We start from the raw sequence: 19,174 nt of genomic DNA, 5'->3' as shown, positions 1-19,174 counted from the left end.
TCTTAAGCTTGCTGATCCAGAAACTTTTCGGCATCTAATGCAGCCATGCAACCGAAACCGGCGGAGGTTACGGCCTGGCGGTAAACGTGGTCGGCTACGTCGCCGGCGGCGAATACGCCCGGGATGCTGGCTTGTGTGGCCATGCCTTCGAGGCCGGACTGGATCTTGATGTAGCCGTTTTCCATGTTTAGCTGGCCTTCGAACAAGCCGGTGTTGGGCTTGTGGCCGATGGCGATGAACACGCCCGCCAGGTCGAGATCCTGTTTGGAGTCGTCTTTCATGCTTCTGATACGCATGCCGGTTACGCCGGTGCCGTCGCCCAGAACTTCGTCGAGGGTGTGGTCCCAAACGATGTTGATGTTGCCGTTTTCCGCTTTGTCGAAGAGTTTGTCCTGCAGGATTTTCTCTGCGCGGAGGCTGTCGCGGCGGTGTACCAGGGTGACTTCTGCGGCGATGTTCGAGAGGTACAGTGCCTCTTCAACAGCAGTGTTGCCACCACCGATCACGGCGACTTTTTGCTTTTTGTAGAAAAAACCATCGCAGGTGGCGCAGGCGGATACGCCCTGGCCTTTGAATTTTTCTTCCGACTCCAGGCCGAGGTACATGGCAGACGCACCGGTAGCGATGATGAGGGCATCGCAGGTGTATTCGCCGCTGTCGCCTTTGAGGCGGAAGGGGCGGGTCTGTAGGTCTGCTTCGTTGATGGTGTCGTATACGATGTTGGTCTCGAAGCGCTCAGCGTGTTTGAGCATGCGCTGCATGAGTTCCGGGCCTTGTACGCCGCCGTTATCGCCTGGCCAGTTGTCTACGTCGGTGGTGGTGGTGAGCTGGCCGCCGACTTCAATGCCAGTAATCAGGGTCGGGTTGAGGTTTGCCCTGGCTGCGTAGACAGCGGCGGTGTATCCGGCGGGGCCGGAGCCGAGGATGATTAGCCGGGAATGTTTGGTTTCGCTCATGGGTGTCTCTCGTTTGTTCGGTACGTGTCGGGCTCATTGGGAGCCTGTATTGCGAGGAAGAGCAAAAGGCTATCACGAAAGCAGCAAGCTTCCATTTGTTTTGCTCAATTCCTCCGATAAAGCAATGCTATCTATGCGGTTACTCCAGTACCGAAACGCTGGCCAGCAGTTGGCGTACGCGTTCAGAACTTTTTCCGGATTCGCCTTGTTCGAGGCGGTGTTCGGCAATCGACGGGAATACTGCTTGTATATCATCAGGTAGTGCGTGGCGGCGGCCTTCCATCAACGCCCAGGCTTTAGTGGCTCTGAGCAACCCAAGCCCGGCTCTGGGTGACAAACCATAGAGCAGTCCGGGCATGCGGCGGCTTTGTTCCAGCAAGCGTTGGATGTAGTCCAGCAGTGCCGGGCTGGCGGTTATGCGGGTTACCTCTTCCTGAAGTTTGGCGAGCTCGGTCTCGGAGAGCAGGGTGCCGAGCCTGTCTGTCATTACTCGGCGATCTTCGCCTTCCAACAACTCCCGCTCTGCTCTCGGGTCGGGATAGCCAAGCCGAATACGCATCAGAAAACGATCAAGCTGGGATTCGGGCAGAGGGTAGGTGCCGCCTTGTTCTGTAGGATTCTGGGTGGCAATTACAAAAAACGGATGGGGTAGTGGTCGGGTTTCGCCTTCAATGGATACTTGGCGCTCTTCCATTGCTTCCAGCAGTGCGCTCTGTGTTCGTGGCGACGCGCGGTTGATTTCGTCTGCCAGGACCACCTGGGCAAAAATAGGGCCCTGGTGGAATACCAGACTCCCTGCTTGTTTGTCGTACATGGAATAGCCCAGTACATCAGCGGGCAACAAGTCGTTGGTAAACTGAATGCGCTGGTAACTAAGCCCCATCACTTTGGCCAGTGCATGGGAGAGGGTGGTTTTGCCCATGCCTGGAATGTCTTCAATCAGCAAGTGACCACTGGCGAGCAGGCCACAGAGGGCCAAGCGAACCTGGTGCTCCTTGCCAAGCAGGATCTGGTTCAGTTCGGTAACTACGTTGTCCACCAGGTTTTTCATGCCGGGTTCAGTCCCTCACTCTTTTTAGAATGTCGCCGTAGGCGTCGATGCGACGGTCTCTGAAGTACGGCCAGATGCGACGAATAGATTCAGTGCGATGGCGATCAAGGGTGACACTCAATATGCATTCGCTGCTGTCGTCGGCCCGGGCGAGGAACTCGCCTTGAGGACCGCAGATAAAACTATTGCCCCAGAAGAGTATACCGTCGGAATGCCCGGTGGGATCCGGTTCAGTGCCTACCCGGTTGGGCGCAACTACCGGGAGGTTGTTGGCCACGGCGTGGCCCCGTTGAACGGTGACCCAGGCTTCCAGTTGACGGGCTTGCTCATCCGGAGTGTCTGTTATGTCCCAGCCGATGGCGGTGGGGTAAATCAGAATTTCGGCGCCGGCGAGCGCCATCAGGCGTGCCGCTTCCGGGTACCACTGATCCCAGCAAACGAGAACCCCAAGCTTACCTACCGAGGTTTCGATGGGGGAGAACCCGCTGCGGCCGTCGTTGAACTCGGCATCACCCGGGGTGAAGTAAAATTTCTCGTAGAACCCCGGGTCGTCCGGAATGTGCATTTTGCGATACAGGCCAGCAATGGCCCCATCGGTCTCGATGACCACAGCGGTATTATGATAAACACCGTTCATGCGTCGCTCAAACACAGAGCCCACAATAACGACGTTCAGTTCCCGAGCCAGGTCTGAAAGCTTTTCGCTGGTGGGCCCAGGAATGGGTTCGGCCAGGTCAAATATGCTTGTATCTTCGATTTGGCAAAAATACTGGGTTGCGTGAAGCTCTTGCAGAATAACCAACTCAGCGCCACCGGCGGCCGCTTCGCGAATCAGCATTTCGGAGGTGGCGAGGCTGGCGGCTTTGTTTTCACTGCACGCCTGCTGAATTGCAGCTACTACAAGCTGGCTTGAATTCCGGGTTCTGCCGGGGTTATGACTCATAGCGTGACAACTCCTTCCGGGATCTGCATGGTGACGCAGTGCAGGCTGCCATGCTGTTTGACCAAGGGGCGGCAGTTAATCGGGATTATCTCCCGGTCAGGAAATATCCCGCTCATAATTCGAGTGGCTTCTTCATCCTGAGGTACATCGTATACAGGTAATAGCACCGCGCCATTAATGATCAGAAAGTTAGCGTAGGTGGCTGGCAGGCGTTCGCCTTCGTCACCGAATACCGGGTCAGGCCAGGGGAGTGCTGTGAGCTTGTAGGGCGAACCATCCCGCTGGCGGAACTCCTGAAGGTCTTCTTCCATGGCTGCGAGGGCACTGTAATGCTCATCTGCCACGTCCGGGCAGGCCACGTAGCAGATATGGTCCGGGGCGCAAAAGCGGGCCAGAGTATCAATATGGCTGTCAGTATCGTCGCCGGCCAGATAACCATGGTTTAGCCACAGAATCCGATCTGCCCCCAGCATTTCAGCCAGCAGCTGCTCAATGGCACCGCGGTCCATGGAGGCATTGCGTGAGGGGGTCAAAAGGCATTCGCTGGTGGCTAGTAAGGTGCCTTCACCATCCGATTCGATGGAGCCACCCTCCAGGACAAAGTCCACCGCTTGCATGGGGGTAGTACCAAACACTCCAAAATTCGCAAGATGACGGTTGAGTGCATCGTCTTTCTCCCAGGGGAATTTGCCCCCCCAGGCGTTGAAACGAAAGTCCAGCAGGGTGGGCTCGCCATCGGTTATTACGGTAATCGGGCCGTGATCGCGAGCCCAGGTGTCGTTTGCTGGCGCAGGGACAGCGCGCACCCGTCCGGGCAGGTTTTGTTGGCTGGCCCAGGCGTTTAGCTCGCGCTCAAGGTCTTGCAGTCGAACCACGTGCTCACAGCTGATTACGAGATGTTGGAAATAGAGAACCGAGCGGGCAATTTCCAGAAATACGGGCTCTACCTCATCAATAATCCCTGCCCAGTCGGTACCCGGGTGAGGCCAGGTAAGTACAACGGCGCTTTGGGGTGCCCACTCAGCGGGCAACACGCGTAGGGATGTCACTTTACAGTCACCTTAAAATTGCAAAAGCCGCCATTCTATAAAAAAGGCGGCATGTCGTCTGAATGTGTGCCCTGAACAGGTGGGCGGGAAGAACACCGTGTCGAAAAATGTCAGCGCTGAGGTGTCAGGACCGAGTGTATGACACGATCATTTTCGAAATAGACCACAAAATTACCGTAATTCCACTGGCTGATCGGCGGATGGCCGATAGGACCCTCAATGGAAGCTGGCTGGCCCCATGAGGCTTTTACCGAAGCCTGTGTGGTACCTACCCGGGGCACGTTTTGGTCGCTTCTGTCTGCTTGGCTGCCTACAGGTACACGGAGTTCTTCCGCAAGTGCGCCGGTAACCGGGGCGAAAGCCATAATAAATAGTGCCGATACCAGGGTGCTGGTCAGGACTCGCTTCATTGTCATTGATCGTTCTCCACTCATACTTGAGCCTCCGGCAAGCACTCCGGAGACATGGATAAAACGTAATATCCGAGAATTAAAGGCAAAAGTCACATGTTTTCGCCAGTCTACTCTTTTTGGCGCTGACGAATCTGCCAACGCATCACATGTCTGGCGATTTGCTGACGATCCCCATCTTGTATCTGGATAAAGCCCGTATGAACCCTTGCTCCGCCTGTTTCGGCGGCCTGCACATCCAAAACCTGTGCCACGGCTCGGGGCTGGAATAGTTCTGGCGGCAAAGTCATGCGGACTGCAAGCTTATCGCCAGTTTGCCATGCTTGTGGGCTCCCCGAAAAGGCCAGACCACCCTCGCTCAGAGTTACGTCTTGCCAGTCCTCCGGTTGCAAGGGATTTTGCTGAAAGGCCATAATGCGCGCTAGCGTATCCAGCTTCCCATTCAAGGACTTTACCAGACCGGTAAGCAGGCGGTCTTGGTCGGCAAGACTGGCGAGCTGTGATTTGATGTCCTGATCCAGTCGTCTGAAGTCTGCTTTCAGCGTCTCGATATGGTCGTCGTTGAAAGGGTTGTCGCTAAACTCGGCTGAGTGCGGCAGCTTCCGGACTTCCAGGCCAATCCGGTCTTCGATGCGGAAAAATTCCCGACGCTCAGGTAGATTGTCTGTCGGTTCGAAAGGCGTATCTTCGGTGTGCATTCAGGGCTCCGCGAGCAAGGATTTCAGCCAGTAGTAAAAGTTTAGCAGTTTCCCACCGCACTGAAAGGCTGCGAGGGGAATTCCAGACCACGACCGATCTGAAGGTAGCGACAGGCACCTCTCCATGTTCAGACCCTTATCGTTTTATATCGGCTTGCGTTACACCGCGGCCAAAAGGCGTAATCATTTTATTTCCTTTATATCCCTCACCTCCATGATCGGGCTGATGCTTGGTGTGGCCGTACTTATTATCGTGCTGTCCGTAATGAATGGTTTTGATCGTGAGCTCAAGCAGCGCATCCTGGGCATGGTACCCCATGCAATCATTCAGGGCAGTGGGCCGATTGCAGACTGGGAATCAGTGGATGCTCAGGTGCAGCGGCACCCGAGAGTTCTGGCTGCGGCTCCGTTCATTCAGGGGCAGGGCATGGTTACCGGCGGTGGTGAAGTGCGGGGCGTTATGCTCAACGGCATACTTCCGGAGGAAGAGCGTTCTGTCTCCATCATCGAAAACCACATGATTGAAGGCAAATTGGACGATCTGGTTTCCGGTGAGTTTGGCATTATTGTGGGCCGTACCATGGCAGCGAGCTTGCGTTTGCAGCTAGGCGATAAAGTGACCGTGGTGCTGCCTGAGGCTTCAGTTACCCCCGCCGGCGTGCTGCCCCGCCTCAAACGGTTTACCGTAAAAGGCGTTTTCAGTGTTGGCGCAGAACTCGATGGCAATTACACGCTGATTCACATGGATGATGCGGCGAAGCTGATGCGAACCGGAGGTAAGGCGCAGGGTGTTCGGCTATTGGTTGATGACCTTTTTGCTGCCCCCAAGGTTGCAGAAGAGGCTGCAAGAGAGCTCTCTGGCCGTTATTACATTTCAGATTGGACCCGCACCCACGGAAACCTGTTCCAGGCCATTCGCATGGAAAAAACCATGATCGGCTTACTGCTGATGTTTATTGTGGCAGTGGCGGCGTTCAACATCGTGTCCACACTCGTGATGGTGGTGACCGATAAAACCGCGGATATCGCCATTCTCCGTACCATGGGCGCAACGCCCGGGCACATCATGCGGATTTTTATCGTACAGGGGGCGGTCATCGGTGTGTTTGGCATTCTGATTGGCACCACGCTTGGCGTCCTGGGTGCCCTCAATATCAGTGCGTTTATTTCCTGGCTTGAAGGCGCCCTTGGGCAGCAGTTCCTGAGTGCGGATGTGTATTTCATCAGTTACTTGCCTTCCCAGCTGCAATGGAATGACGTAGCCATAATCAGCGGTGCAGGGCTTGCCATGAGTTTGTTGGCGACTATCTACCCGGCGTGGAGAGCGTCGAGAGTGGATCCTGCGGAGGCTCTTCGTTATGAATAAGGAACCTGAAGCCATGAAGGATACGCCTCTGGTGATCGACTGCCGTCAGGTTACCCGCACCTACACTCAGGGGCCGGAAAAGCTGACAATTTTCTCCGACATATCGCTGGAAGTTACAGCCGGCGAAACGGTGGCGATTGTAGGGAGTAGTGGTGCCGGCAAGACAACGCTGCTTAATCTCCTTGGCGGGCTCGACAAGCCGTCTACCGGGCAGATTTCGATCTGTGGCAAGGATATCCATCGCCTGTCCGAATCAGGTCGGGCCCGTTTCCGTAATCGTCATCTGGGGTTTGTGTATCAGTTCCATCATCTGCTGCCAGAGTTCACTGCACTTGAGAACGTCATGATGCCCTGCGCGCTTGGCGGAATGGCCGTTAATGATGCCCGCGCCCGGGCGCAATCAATTTTGCAAAGGGTTGGGCTGGCAGAGCGTCTTGAACATAAGCCTGGGGAGCTATCTGGCGGTGAGCGTCAGCGTGTTGCTATAGCCCGGGCGCTGGTTAACGAGCCGGATTGTGTGTTGATGGATGAGCCCACGGGCAACCTTGATGAGCACACGGGTGAAGGGGTTCGGGCACTTATAGAATCTTTGAGGGATCAGTTGGGGATTGCGTTTGTCATGGTGACCCACGATATGAAAATGGCGCGGAGCCTGGGGCGGGTGCTTAGGCTTGAGCAAGGTCGGTTGGTTCAGGAGGCCTGATCGCGGGAACGCCGGAGCTCTCTGCGGACCCGGCGGCGCAGTTGCCAATCGGTGCGGATTTTCCGACGCCAGATAAACTGAATCGCCAGATACGCTATACATGCGGAAACCGTGGCGACTATCAGCGATCCCAGGTAGAGGGGGATGCCGATATCCACCAGACGCTCACTGAGCCACGACCATGAGAAATGTAGGTCAAAACTTAGAACGGGCCGATTTAGCGCCCAGGCGCCCACCTTGTAATTGAAATAGAACAGGGGCGGCATGGTAATCGGGTTGCTGATCCAGACCAGCACTACGGATAGCGGCAGATTGGCGTTGAACCAGATGGCAAAGAAGGCCGCGGCAATCATCTGAAAGGGCATGGGGATCAACGCGAAAAACACCCCGATGAGGAAGGCCCGGGAAACACTGTGACGGTTGATGTGCCATAAGTTGGGTTCATGCAGGATATCGCCAAGAAAACCAAGCGATTGCATCGCTTGCACCTTCTCAGGTGTTGGCAGATAACGTTTCATGAACTTCTTCGGCATTGGGAATGCTCTACCTTCAAGTAGAATGAAACATCCGGCGTCAAGGAAGCCGCCGACGGATAAAGACATCGGGAGGACAAGGATTGTCCGGAAGCTCTACAGCAATAGGCGTTTTCGCTTTTTCCTGCGGCGTCATCTTACTTTATAGATTGGCGGTGTTGCCAGCTCAAGTGTGCCAGCTCCTGGCCATAGTCCCGGCTTTATTGTGGATTTTGCCCGTTCGCAGGTTGTTGCCTGGATCGGTTTGGGCGCTTGTGATTGGCCTGGCATTGGGTATCGCCTGGGCATCCCTGTGGGCCAGTGAACGCCTGGGGCACGGGCTCCCCGAGGGCCTTGAGGGCGAACGGGCCAAGGTTTCAGGCTATATCTGCAATCTTCCATCAGCCGGCAGCTTTAACAGCATCCGCTTCAGCTTTTGCGTGACTCGTTGGTACGGACTTTCACTAACCCAAGAGGCCTACGATTCACTCCCCACAACATTGCGCCTGGCTTGGTATGGTCAGCCTGAAGTTGTGCTTCCGGATCATCGCCTGCGCCTTGAAGTAGTCCTGAAGCAGCCCCGCGGCACCCTGAACCCTGAGGGGTTTCGCTACGAAGACTGGTTGTTCCGTAAGGGGTATCGCGCAACAGGCAGCGTGCGCAGCGCGATTCCGGATCCAACCGTCGTTTGCGCGCTAGAGTGCCAGTATCATCGCCTTCACGCCCAGCTGGCGGATTGGGTGGATGGGCAGTTTTCCGGGGCCCGCCACCACCCGTTAATTGCATCACTGCTGATTGGCAACCGCGGGCATTTGTCAACGGAGCACTGGGGCGTTCTAAAGGCGACAGGAACCATTCATCTGGTTGCTATATCGGGTCTTCATCTGGGGTTGGTTGCTTTGGGCGCAGGGTTCGCGACACGACGTGTTCTATTGGCTGTGTCCTCAACCCGGCTTAGTGAGCGATCCGTCCGCGTATCAGTGTTTACTGTAGTGCTTGTTTGTAGTCTGTTGTATGCATTGGCGACAGGGTTCACTGTGCCAACACGCAGGGCCTTGATTATGGTGGCGGTCGGTAGCTGGTTTTTGCTGAACGCCTGGCAGGTGCCTGTTTGGCAGTCGCTTGTGATCGCGCTTGGGCTTGTGCTTCTGTTAGATCCGTTTGCTCCGCTGGATCAAGGGTTCTGGCTGTCATTTGGAGCCGTCTCTATTCTCATCTGTGCTTTTGCGGGTCGCCTGGGTGGCACAGGGTGGCTGGCCGGTTTGTTCATTGCTCAGGGAGCTGTATTTGCCGGGCTTTGGCCGCTACTTGAGCTGGTCGGCGAGGGGCAGCCAGTTGCGGGATTACTCGCGAATATTGTTGCTATCCCTTGGGTTTCTCTCGTACTCATGCCGGTGCTTCTCGTTGGTGGGATTGCTGTCGCGGTGTTTCCGGCCTTGATCGATCTGGTTATTCCGTTGATGGATGCCTTGCTTGGAGTTCTGTGGAGCTTTCTTGGCGTGGTCGCCAGGATGAGTTGGCCCGATCTTCATGGCAGCATCTTTGAAATTGTCGCCTTTGCGTTGTTGGTGCTGTTGGTTGTATTGGTGCCCATTCGGACATTCCGGGCGGTTGGGGTAGTTGTTTTGGCGAGCTGGGGGGTTGCCGCGAGTTTTCCGGGTAAGCCCGGTAATCCAAGCCTTGCACAGCCTGAAGTTAGAGTTTGGGATGTTGGGCAAGGCCTCTCTGCTATGTTGAGGGCGGGCGACCAGGTGTTGCTCTATGACACAGGGCCTGAAGTGAAAGGCGTGTTTTCAGCTGCGGAATCTGTGCTGATACCCAATCTGAAAGCCTTGGGAATAAAACGCATCGATACATTGGTTATAAGCCATGCCGACGGTGATCATTCCGGCGGGATTAACCAAATCCTTGAGCAATTTGATGTTGGTCGTATTGTGACCGGTGAGCCAGCGGCTGTTCGTGCCAAGCTGGAGCACGCTGAGGCAGTGAGTGTCCTCGAATGTGCGGGGGAGGGGGTACTGGGAGATGAGCTGCTGCTTTCATTCTGGCGCGCCGAAGGCAAGGTCAAAGGTAATGATGCATCCTGTGTTCTCTCCGCCCGGCAGGGCCTGGCTGCGGAATGGCTGTTTCCGGGCGATATCAGTTCCCGTATCGAGGCTCGATATTTGAAAGTGTCCAGAGACCTTCGGGCTGAAAGTCAGCCCCGTGAACGCGTTGTTATCGCGCCGCACCATGGCAGTAAAACATCGTCGTCCGGTGCTTGGGTTGATGAACTGAAGCCCGACATAGTGATCTATACGGCAGGCTACATGCATAGATATGGACATCCTCACAGGGATGTAACCGCACGCTACCGGAGCGGAGGCGCCACAGCGTTTAACACTGCATGTTCGGGCGGGCTGCTGTTGGCCGTGGACAATGGCGCTGTAAAAACTACAGAAGCCCGCCACTCAGTACCCTTCTGGATTGGCGGCCCGGGCCTTACCAGAGCCAAGTGTGAAATACCGTGACATTGCGGGTGTGGCCTCGACCTGCAGCTATGCTAAAGTAGCGCGGCTTGTTAACAATCAGGGAGATCAAGCGTGTTCGAGCTGTTGAAAGCTGGTGGCATTCTCATGGTGCCAATTATTGCCTGTTCCATTCTGGCACTCGCGATTATTCTGGAACGTTTCTGGACGCTTCGTGCGTCACGTGTTGCACCGCCTCAGACCATCAATGAACTGTGGCGCTGGATCAAGAAAAAAGAGCTTAATAGTCGCAAGCTCAAGGCACTGCAGGGCTCATCACCTTTGGGCCGTATTCTTGCGGCGGGTCTCATGAATGCCAAGCATGGCCGTGAGATTATGAAGGAGAGTATTGAGCATGAGGCTACCCAGGTAATTCACGAGCTGGAACGCTTTTTGAACCCTCTGGGCACCGTTGCAACCATAACACCCTTGTTGGGCCTTCTTGGCACCGTGATCGGCATGATCAAGGTGTTTGCTGAAATCCAGCTTGCAGGTGTGGGTAATGCCGGCAATCTTGCTGGTGGCATCTCCGAAGCTTTGATAACCACCGCAGCGGGGCTGAGCATTGCTATTCCTGCACTGATTTGTCACCGCTATTTTATCCGGCGGGTGGATGAACTGGTGGTAGGTATGGAGCAAGAAGCTATCAAGCTGGTTGAAGTTGTTCACGGTGATCGTGAAATCGACGTAGAAGGGGCCTGAACGCCGTGAAGTTCACACGCCAGAGAAGCCAGGAAGTTGGGGTAGACCTGACGCCGCTGATCGATGTGGTGTTCCTGCTGCTGATTTTCTTTATGGTCTCAACGACCTTCACTCGGGAAAGTCACCTTCAGGTGGTGCTGCCAGAAGCCAGCGGCGAGCCGTCTGCCGCATCTGAAGTGAAGCAGATAGATGTTGTTATCAATGCTGAAGGCCAGTATATCCTCAACGATAAAGCGCTCGTGAACAATCGCCGCGAGACCCTTGAGCGTGGGGTGAGCGAGCTAGCTGAAGGTGACACGGATCTACCATTCGTGATTACGGCAGATGCCCGGACTCCCCATGAATATGTGGTAAGAGCTATGGATGTTGCGGGGCGCCTTGGTTTTGCCAAGCTGAGTATTACGACAGAACGTGAGGCCGAAACCCAGTGAGCCAAGCCGTACCGCCACCAGAACCCCAAGCGGTCAAACCCGGCGAAAGCTGGGAGACCTACAAGCGCTTACTTGCGTATGTAAAACCGTTTTGGTTGGCGTTCTCGCTTGCAGTTGTCGGTAACATCATTTATGCGGCTGCCTCCACAGGCATGGCCGCTGCGATGGAATATGTTATCGCGGCCATCGAAAACCCCACTGAGCAAAACCGGATTTTGCTGACAGCCTTGATCATAGGCATGTTTACCTTCCGTGGAATCGGGACGTTTCTAAGCCAATATTTCATCAGCTACGTTGGCCGACAGGTTATCAACTCCCTTCGCACTGATGTCTTCAACCGCCTGATGACTCTGCCATCCCGTTACTTTGACGAAAATGCTGCCGGCAGGTTGGTTTCCAAACTGACTTTTAACGTAGAACAGGTGGCAGAAGCCACTACAAATGCCGTCACCATAACCTTGCGGGAAGGCCTTACAATTGTCGGTCTTCTTGGCTTTATGCTGTATACCAACTGGAAGTTGACTCTGATATTTCTGGCGGTTGGGCCTCTGATTGGGGCAGTTGTGAGTTACGCCAGCAAGCGATTCCGCAAAATCAGCCAACGCATTCAAGGCTCTATGGGCGACATAACCCACGTGGCCTCTGAGTCCATCACCGGGTATCGGGTTGTCCGAACGTTCGGTGGTGTGGAGTACGAAAAGCAGCGTTTTCAAAAGGTTAACGATAGAAACCTGAAGCAAAGCCTGAAAATGGCCTCTACCCAGGCAATCAGTGTTCCGGTGATTCAGACGTTGGTAGCCGTGGCAATAGCTGCGTTGGTCTGGACCATGTTGTCCCCGGAAATTAGAGGCGAGATGAGCACAGGGCAGCTGGTGGCCTTCATTACTGCCGCCACCACCATGGCCAAGCCGATTCGTCAGGTGACCTCGGTTCACGCGCAAATTCAGAAGGGTGTGGCAGCGGCCTACGATGTGTTTGAAACCATCGACGAGGCCCCGGAGCAGGACCCCGGTACCTTTTCGCCTGACCGTGTGGAAGGCAACATTGAATTTGATGACATGTCGTTTCGCTACCGTGATCAGCTCGATAATGTATTGGAAGGTATTTCCATTGATATTCCTGCGGGTCAGAGCGTGGCGCTGGTCGGGCGCTCTGGCAGCGGTAAATCAACTTTGGTGAGCCTGCTGCCCCGGTTTTATGAATATACCGGTGGCGATATCCGCATTGATGGGCGCTCCCTCAAAGACTTCTCCCTTAAAGCACTGCGAAGCCAGATTGCACTGGTGACTCAGAACGTGGTGCTGTTTAACGATACTATTGCGGCCAATATTGCCTATGGTGCGCTTCGGGACTGCAGTCGGGAAGAAATTCGTGAAGCGGCGGCCAAAGCTCATGCGTTGGAGTTTATCGACCGAATGCCTGAAGGGCTCGACACCATGATTGGTGACAATGGCGTGATGCTCTCAGGTGGTCAGCGGCAAAGGCTGGCGATTGCCAGGGCCTTGTTGAAAGATGCCCCCATATTGATTCTGGATGAAGCCACCTCCGCTCTGGATACTGAGTCTGAGCGTCACATTCAGAAAGCATTGGAAACCGTTATTCAGGGCCGAACCACGTTGGTTATTGCCCACAGGCTTTCGACCATTGAGAGCGCAGACCGAATATTGGTTATGGACAACGGTCGTATTGTTGAATCGGGGCGCCATGAAGAGCTACTCGCACAGAAAGGCGCTTATGCCCAGTTGCACCAAATGCAATTCAGCGAGCACTCATGACATCTCTGGTAGATCGCCTCTGGTATGGCAAAGGTCGTCCTTTGGTCTTGTTATCACCGTTCTCATGGCTTTATCGCGCCATTGCTGAAGCGCGGCGGCGCAAAGCGATGACGGCTTATACCGAAAAGCTACCGGTTCCGGTTGTGGTAGTGGGTAACATCACAGCCGGAGGTACGGGTAAATCCCCGCTAACAGCTTGGCTGGTCAGCATTATGAAAGCTGAGGGTTGGCACCCTGTCGTTCTTAGCCGTGGCTACGGTGGCAGCGCGTCTGAGCACCCATTATTGGTAACCGCGGATACCTTACCGTCGCTTGCCGGTGACGAGCCAGTTATGTTGGCTCAGGCAACCGGCGTACCCGTAGTTGTTGACCCGGATAGGCGCAGGGGTGCGGCGTTCGTGCTCGATAATGCGCTAGGTGATGTGTTGATCTGCGATGACGGTCTGCAGCATTACAAGCTGCCACGGGATATTGAGTTATCAGTGTTTGATGCTGCTCGTGGAATAGGCAATGGCGCGTTGATACCTGTGGGGCCACTGCGAGAGCCAGTGAGCCGGCTGGATAAGGTTGATTTTGTGATCGTGAATGGCGCAACCTCTGTCGACGAAGCAGGCCAGGTGTCGCCGGAAGCACTGGCGGGTCTTATGCACCCACATATGTATGCCATGAGGCTTCAGCCAACGCGCCTGGTCAACCTCAAAACCGGTGAATCCCGCTCACCCGAAAGCCTGCAGGGCCAAAAAATTCGTGCCATAGCTGGCATAGGAAACCCCACGCGTTTTTTTGATACGCTCAAAGGCCTGGGGGCAAAGTTAATTGCTGTGCCTTTTCCCGATCATCATCGCTTCCGCCCGGAAGACCTTGGCTCCGAGGCGGGTCACATGCTGGTGATGACGGCCAAAGATGGCGTCAAATGCAGCAGTTTTGCACCGGATAATGCCTGGGTGCTGCATGTTGAGGCAGTGTTGCCTGAGGCATTTAAAGCAGCTGTTCTTGAAAAATTGCGGGCGAGCTCCGGAGCGCCTGCTTCCTAACTGTCAGTGAGATAGCACTATGGACAAAAAACTCGTGGCTCTGCTTGCCTGCCCGGTATGCAAGGGCGAGCTGAAATTGAACGAAGCAAAAACCGAACTGACGTGCTTTGCGGACGCCATGGCGTTTCCTGTCCGCGAGGGTATTCCGGTTATGCTGGCCACTGAAGCGCGCACTCTAAGCACCGACGAACGTCTTCACAAAAACTGAGCAGATTCTCTGCAGGATCGAATCCCCATGTCTTTTACGGTCGTGATTCCGGCTCGTTATGCCTCTACCCGATTACCTGGCAAACCGCTGCTGGATATAGCCGGCAAACCCATGATTCAGCACGTGTGTGAGCGTGCGTCGGAAAGCCGGGCAAGTCGCGTAGTTGTTGCTACGGATGATTCGCGTATACAGGCCGCCTGTGAAGCCTTCGGCGCTGAGGTTGTCATGACCTCGCCCAACCATGTTAGTGGTACCGACCGCCTTGAAGAGGTGGTGCGCAAGTTGGGTCTCGACCCAGACCACCGTGTGGTGAATGTGCAGGGAGATGAACCCCTGATCCCCGCCGAGCTGATTGATCAGGTGGCAGTCAACCTGGAACGCTACCCGGATGCGGCAATCTCGACACTTTGCGAGCGGCTCCATGACCTCGAACAGGTGTTCAACCCCAATGTTGTCAAGGTTGTGTTTGATGCAGAGGGTATGGCCCACTACTTCAGCCGCGCCCCCATTCCCTGGGCGCGGGATCACTGGAGCAGTGTGGGTAAAGACAACCTCGCATCACCCAATGCGGCGGCGGCCCTTAAAGATGGCACCGGTTACTTTCGCCATATTGGTATCTACGGTTACCGCGCGCAGGTGTTAAGCCAGTTTGTATCCTGGGCGCCAGCGCCAACAGAGCAGGCCGAGTCTTTGGAGCAGCTCAGAGCACTGTATAACGGTGCCCGCATCCATGTTGAAGTGGCCGCCGGAACACCGCCAGCGGGCGTTGATACAGAGGAAGATTTACAGCGGGTAAGAGCCTGGATGGCTAAATCGGTTGAAACAGGAGAAAGTAAGGCATGAGCATGCAGGTCAGTGTCCTTTTTGTTTGTCTTGGCAATATTTGCCGATCGCCAACGGCAGAAGGACTGTTTCGGAAGCTGGTGCAGCAGGCTGAATTGCAGGACAAGGTTTACATCGACTCCTGCGGAACCAGTAACTGGCACATAGGAAAGGGGCCTGATGCGCGCTCGATTGCGGCTGCCAACAACCGTGGCGTTGATATTAGTGCCCTTGAAGCGCGTCAGTTTACTGAAAAAGATCTGGATACCTTCGATTATATAATCGTAATGGACCGTCAGAATCTGGCCGATGTAAAGGATATATGGCATCAGAATGGTGGCACTAAGCCGACGCTTTTTCTGGAATACGGCCGCTCAGATCTGACTGAAGTTCCTGATCCTTATTATGGTGGTGAAGAGGGGTTTGAGCATGTGCTTGATCTGATTCAGGATGCCGGCGAGGGCCTGCTAAGAGATATTCAGGAGCGCATGGCGTGAGTTTTGGAGCGGAACTTCAGGAGAACGTGGGGCTTTTGAAGCTCAACACCCTGAGCGTGTCCGCTACAGCAAGATACTACATGGATGCCGAAAGCCTGGATGACTTGCGCAGCGCACTGACATGGGCCCATGAAAACGACCACCAGACACTGGTCCTCGGAAGTGGCAGTAATCTGGTTTTTGCCGGAGACTTTAACGGCCTGGTTATTCGTGTACGAATAGCAGCCCGTTATTGGGAGCAGGTGGACGAAACAGGCGCCACTTTGGTTCTGGGAGCTGGAGAAAACTGGCATGGGGCGGTTCTCTATGCAGCTGGATCCGGGTACAAGGGTATAGAGAACCTGGCGCTTATTCCTGGAACGGCCGGAGCGGCGCCAGTACAGAATATAGGTGCCTATGGCGTAGAACTATGCGATACGCTGATTTCCGTAACAGCCTGGGACCGCGAGTCTGGCCAGCTGGTTTGTCTTGATAACGCAGAGTGCGGCTTTGCCTATCGCGATAGCCTGTTCAAACGCTCGCCTGGGCGTTACATCATTACCGAGATCAGGCTCCGTTTGTCCCGTACCAAACCCCTAAAGCTTGGATACCGCGATCTGGAAGAATACTTTGGGGATGCGGCCTTTAAGGATCTGGACGCACTGACCGTGGCTGAAGCCGTGATGGCAGTGCGCCGTCGAAAATTGCCAGATCCTGAGATGATTCCTAACGTAGGCAGTTTTTTCAAAAACCCCGTGGTACCAGCCGGGAAGTTTGAAGAACTGCAAGCCATGTATCCGGACGTGGTTGGTTATCCGCAGACTGAGGCCGTAAAGCTGGCGGCAGCATGGTTGATTGATCAATGCGGTTGGAAAGGCTATCGGAATGCCACCGTGGGTGTTCATAACCGGCAAGCACTGGTTTTGATAAATCATTCAGGCGGAACAGGGAAGGATGTACTGGAGCTGGCTTCAGATATTCGCGAGTCGGTGCAGGAACGTTTTGGTGTGGCTTTGGAGATGGAGCCAGGAATTGTAGGCGGCTGACAGCCTCAAACAACTTCCGGCCCCACACATGCTGACAGTAGTTCAAGGCCATACTTCAGGCCTTGAACCCAGCTAGGTCACGTCCGCTTTTCTCAGCCTTTTTGTGGTGATGCCTTGGCAAGAACAGGCAGAGCTTCTTCAATTGCAATGTCCTGCTTGTCAGCGTCTCTGCGGCCCTTATATTCCAAAGTGCCGGCCGCTAACCCACGATCAGAAATAACAAAACGATGGGGAATACCCATCAGCTCCATATCGGCAAACTTCACGCCCGGGCGCTCTTTACGGTCGTCCAGTAGTACATCGTAGCCAGCCTGCTGCAATTGCTCATAGAGCTTCTCGCCAGCTTCCGCCACCGCAGGGGTTTTGTGGGCATTAAGCGTAACGATGGCCACCTGGAAGGGCGCAATCGCATCCGGCCAGATAATGCCTTTTTCATCGTGGTTTTGCTCAATAGAAGCCGCCACGATGCGGGATACGCCAATGCCATAGCAGCCCATATCCATGATCACGGTTTTGCCGTTCTCATCAAGTACCGTCGCGTTCATGGCGGTGCTGTACTTGTTGCCCAGCTTGAAAATATGGCCAACTTCAATGCCTCTGCGGATCTCCAGAGTGCCTTTGCCATCCGGGCTGACATCGCCTTCAACAACGTTACGGATATCTTCAACCCGGCCCAGGGGTAAATCACGCTCCCAGTTAACGCCTGTCAGGTGGTAGCCTTCTTTGTTGGCGCCGCACACAAAATCTGCAAGATGCGCTGCGCTGCGGTCCACAATTACTGGCACAGGCAGGTTTACCGGGCCGATGGAGCCGGCTTTGCAGCCGATAGCAGATTCAATCTCTTCATCGGTGGCCATGGTCAGGGGCTCTGCCACGCCTGCCAGGTTTTCTGCTTTGATCTCGTTCAGCGTGTGGTCGCCACGCAATATCAGGGCGATCAGGCCGGCATTGCCTTCTTCATCGGCTTGCGCTTTAACCAGCAGGGTTTTCACCGTGCGGGTGGCATCGATTTTCAAAAATTCAGAAATGGCGTCAATGGTACGCTGATCCGGCGTTGCAATTTCTTTCAGCTCTTCACCCGGAGCTGCGCGCTCGCCGGCTGGGGCCACAGCTTCCGCCTTCTCAATGTTCGCGGCGTAATCGCTGTCTGTACTGAACACGATGTCGTCTTCACCGGATGAGGCGAGTACGTGGAATTCATGGGAGGCACTGCCGCCGATGGCGCCTGAATCAGCCTGTACCGGGCGGTAGTTCAAGCCCAGGCGGTCAAAGATAGCGCAATAGGTGCGGTGCATTACCTGATAGGTCTCATCCAGGGATTCCGCATTCACGTGGAAGGAGTAGGCATCCTTCATGATGAATTCACGGGCGCGCATAACGCCAAATCGTGGACGGCGCTCATCACGGAACTTGGTTTGTATCTGATAGAAGTTGGCAGGCAATTCCTTGTAGCTTTTCAGCTCATTGCGGATCAGGTCAGTGATGACTTCTTCGTGGGTAGGGCCAAAGCAGAACTCACGCCCGTGACGGTCGTTCATTCGCAGCAGTTCGCCGCCGTATTCTTCCCAGCGGCCAGACTCTTGCCAAAGTTCCGCTGGCTGAACGGCGGGCATCAGAACTTCCTGGGCGCCGCTTTTGTCCATTTCTTCACGAACAATCCGTTCAACCTTGCGCAAGGTTCTCAGGCCCATGGGTAGCCAGGTGTAAAGGCCGGCTGCCAGCTTCCGGATCATACCGGCACGCAGCATTAACTGGTGGCTGATAACCTCCGCGTCAGACGGTGTCTCTTTCTGGGTTGCAATCAGATAACGGCTTGCTCGCATTGTGGTTTCCGTTCATTGATGTTTCGTAGAAGGGTGTTTCGTAAAGTGGCGTTTATTGTACGGAGCCTGCCGCACAAGGTACAGATAGTGAATGTGGTATCAGGACAAATAGCCCAGGGGTAGGGCGGTGCTGTCCAGCACACGTTTCAATACGAAGCTGGAGTGAACGCCGCTGACCCCCTGAATCCGGGTAATACGGTTAAGCAGAAAGTGGTGGTAGTGATCCATGTCTGGTACCACCACCTTCAGCATGTAATCCGCATCGTGGCCTGTCACCAGATAGCATTCGAGAATCTCAGGGTATTCGCTCACCTGTTCTTCAAAGGCTGCAAAGCGTTCAGGTGTATGCCGATCCATCCCGATCAGAATAATTGCCGTTAGCGAAAGGCCAAGCTTTTTGTGATCGAGCACAGTAACCGTGCGCACAATAATGCCGGCATCTTCAAGCGCGCGCACCCGTCTCAGGCAAGGAGACGGGGATAAGCCCACTTTTTCTGCGAGCTGCTGGTTGGTTAAAGAGGCATCGTTCTGAATCTGGGCAAGAATGCGCCGGTCTATTTTATCAATTTGTATGAGGGTTTCTTTGTTCTTGAGCATAATGTTGCTAATACCCGGGCTGACGTGAAATATATCACTAATAAACTACGCTTCTTGGCGTAAGT

20 protein-coding genes are annotated in these 19,174 nt (G+C 54.7%); 11 read left to right on the top strand and 9 right to left on the bottom strand.

Translation table 11 applies throughout. From position 1 onward, the window contains the following. Positions 1 to 2 precede the first annotated feature (2 nt). The 6 genes from trxB to Q0824_RS03625 form a co-directional block, all read right to left on the bottom strand. Positions 3 to 956 carry a thioredoxin-disulfide reductase gene (gene trxB / locus Q0824_RS03650; RefSeq protein WP_298447612.1) on the bottom strand — a complete coding sequence of 318 codons (954 nt, stop codon included), beginning with the start codon at positions 954 to 956 and terminating at the stop codon, positions 3 to 5. 139 nt (positions 957 to 1,095) lie between these two features. Next, the gene (locus tag Q0824_RS03645; RefSeq protein WP_298447611.1) at positions 1,096 to 2,007 is read right to left on the bottom strand and encodes an AAA family ATPase; all 912 of its coding nucleotides are present in this window, start codon (positions 2,005 to 2,007) and stop codon (positions 1,096 to 1,098) included. 7 nt (positions 2,008 to 2,014) lie between these two features. Next, positions 2,015 to 2,950 carry a carbon-nitrogen hydrolase gene (locus Q0824_RS03640; RefSeq protein WP_298447609.1) on the bottom strand — a complete coding sequence of 312 codons (936 nt, stop codon included), beginning with the start codon at positions 2,948 to 2,950 and terminating at the stop codon, positions 2,015 to 2,017. After that, positions 2,947 to 3,999: an agmatine/peptidylarginine deiminase gene (locus Q0824_RS03635; RefSeq protein ID WP_298447607.1), complete on the bottom strand. Its 1,053-nt coding sequence runs from the start codon at positions 3,997 to 3,999 to the stop codon at positions 2,947 to 2,949. The genes Q0824_RS03640 and Q0824_RS03635 overlap by 4 nt, the downstream gene beginning before the upstream one ends. 110 nt (positions 4,000 to 4,109) lie before the next feature. Then, on the bottom strand, positions 4,110 to 4,433 hold the full coding sequence (locus Q0824_RS03630; RefSeq protein ID WP_298447605.1) for a hypothetical protein: 324 nt from the start codon (positions 4,431 to 4,433) through the stop codon (positions 4,110 to 4,112). Between the two features lie 86 nt (positions 4,434 to 4,519). Next, positions 4,520 to 5,107: a PilZ domain-containing protein gene (locus Q0824_RS03625; RefSeq protein WP_298447603.1), complete on the bottom strand. Its 588-nt coding sequence runs from the start codon at positions 5,105 to 5,107 to the stop codon at positions 4,520 to 4,522. Between the two features lie 124 nt (positions 5,108 to 5,231). On the opposite strand from Q0824_RS03625, the gene Q0824_RS03620 reads away from it, so the two are divergent. Beyond that, positions 5,232 to 6,473 carry a lipoprotein-releasing ABC transporter permease subunit gene (locus tag Q0824_RS03620; protein ID WP_298447601.1) on the top strand — a complete coding sequence of 414 codons (1,242 nt, stop codon included), beginning with the start codon at positions 5,232 to 5,234 and terminating at the stop codon, positions 6,471 to 6,473. Between the two features lie 13 nt (positions 6,474 to 6,486). Continuing rightward, complete coding sequence (lolD, locus tag Q0824_RS03615) at positions 6,487 to 7,176, top strand: lipoprotein-releasing ABC transporter ATP-binding protein LolD (RefSeq protein ID WP_298449508.1); 690 nt, start codon at positions 6,487 to 6,489, stop codon at positions 7,174 to 7,176. Here the strand turns inward: lolD and Q0824_RS03610 are convergent. After that, positions 7,164 to 7,709, bottom strand: a complete 546-nt coding sequence (locus Q0824_RS03610; RefSeq protein ID WP_298447599.1) for a DUF2062 domain-containing protein — start codon at positions 7,707 to 7,709, stop codon at positions 7,164 to 7,166. The genes lolD and Q0824_RS03610 overlap by 13 nt on opposite strands. 83 nt (positions 7,710 to 7,792) lie before the next feature. On the opposite strand from Q0824_RS03610, the gene Q0824_RS03605 reads away from it, so the two are divergent. The 9 genes from Q0824_RS03605 (at position 7,793) to murB (ending at position 16,689) form a co-directional block, all read left to right on the top strand. After that, on the top strand, positions 7,793 to 10,198 hold the full coding sequence (locus tag Q0824_RS03605) for a DNA internalization-related competence protein ComEC/Rec2 (RefSeq protein ID WP_298447598.1): 2,406 nt from the start codon (positions 7,793 to 7,795) through the stop codon (positions 10,196 to 10,198). Between the two features lie 72 nt (positions 10,199 to 10,270). Continuing rightward, on the top strand, positions 10,271 to 10,897 hold the full coding sequence (locus Q0824_RS03600; protein ID WP_298447597.1) for a MotA/TolQ/ExbB proton channel family protein: 627 nt from the start codon (positions 10,271 to 10,273) through the stop codon (positions 10,895 to 10,897). Positions 10,898 to 10,902: 5 nt separating this feature from the next. Beyond that, complete coding sequence (locus tag Q0824_RS03595; RefSeq protein ID WP_298447596.1) at positions 10,903 to 11,328, top strand: biopolymer transporter ExbD; 426 nt, start codon at positions 10,903 to 10,905, stop codon at positions 11,326 to 11,328. After that, on the top strand, positions 11,325 to 13,103 hold the full coding sequence (gene msbA, locus Q0824_RS03590) for a lipid A export permease/ATP-binding protein MsbA (protein ID WP_298447594.1): 1,779 nt from the start codon (positions 11,325 to 11,327) through the stop codon (positions 13,101 to 13,103). Before Q0824_RS03595 ends, msbA begins: the two co-directional genes overlap by 4 nt. Continuing rightward, positions 13,100 to 14,137: a tetraacyldisaccharide 4'-kinase gene (gene lpxK, locus Q0824_RS03585; RefSeq protein WP_298447593.1), complete on the top strand. Its 1,038-nt coding sequence runs from the start codon at positions 13,100 to 13,102 to the stop codon at positions 14,135 to 14,137. The genes msbA and lpxK overlap by 4 nt, the downstream gene beginning before the upstream one ends. A 19-nt stretch (positions 14,138 to 14,156) precedes the next feature. Continuing rightward, entirely contained in the window at positions 14,157 to 14,345 is a 189-nt protein-coding gene (locus tag Q0824_RS03580; protein ID WP_298447591.1) for a Trm112 family protein, read from the top strand. A 27-nt stretch (positions 14,346 to 14,372) separates the two neighbouring features. Then, positions 14,373 to 15,188: a 3-deoxy-manno-octulosonate cytidylyltransferase gene (kdsB, locus tag Q0824_RS03575; RefSeq protein ID WP_298447589.1), complete on the top strand. Its 816-nt coding sequence runs from the start codon at positions 14,373 to 14,375 to the stop codon at positions 15,186 to 15,188. Then, complete coding sequence (locus Q0824_RS03570) at positions 15,185 to 15,664, top strand: low molecular weight protein-tyrosine-phosphatase (protein WP_298447587.1); 480 nt, start codon at positions 15,185 to 15,187, stop codon at positions 15,662 to 15,664. Before kdsB ends, Q0824_RS03570 begins: the two co-directional genes overlap by 4 nt. Then, positions 15,661 to 16,689 carry a UDP-N-acetylmuramate dehydrogenase gene (gene murB / locus Q0824_RS03565; RefSeq protein WP_298447585.1) on the top strand — a complete coding sequence of 343 codons (1,029 nt, stop codon included), beginning with the start codon at positions 15,661 to 15,663 and terminating at the stop codon, positions 16,687 to 16,689. The genes Q0824_RS03570 and murB overlap by 4 nt, the downstream gene beginning before the upstream one ends. A gap of 92 nt (positions 16,690 to 16,781) precedes the next feature. Here murB and Q0824_RS03560 read toward each other — a convergent pair whose 3' ends face one another. Both Q0824_RS03560 and Q0824_RS03555 read right to left on the bottom strand, forming a co-directional pair. Next, positions 16,782 to 18,512 carry a proline--tRNA ligase gene (locus tag Q0824_RS03560; RefSeq protein WP_298447584.1) on the bottom strand — a complete coding sequence of 577 codons (1,731 nt, stop codon included), beginning with the start codon at positions 18,510 to 18,512 and terminating at the stop codon, positions 16,782 to 16,784. 99 nt (positions 18,513 to 18,611) lie between these two features. Beyond that, on the bottom strand, positions 18,612 to 19,109 hold the full coding sequence (locus Q0824_RS03555) for an Lrp/AsnC family transcriptional regulator (protein ID WP_298447582.1): 498 nt from the start codon (positions 19,107 to 19,109) through the stop codon (positions 18,612 to 18,614). Positions 19,110 to 19,174 lie beyond the last annotated feature (65 nt).

Source organism: uncultured Marinobacter sp., assembly GCF_947488835.1.
Taxonomy (GTDB): domain Bacteria; phylum Pseudomonadota; class Gammaproteobacteria; order Pseudomonadales; family Oleiphilaceae; genus Marinobacter.
The sequence above is the reverse complement of the archived record's forward strand: the minus strand, read 5'-3'. Positions and strand labels throughout refer to the sequence as shown.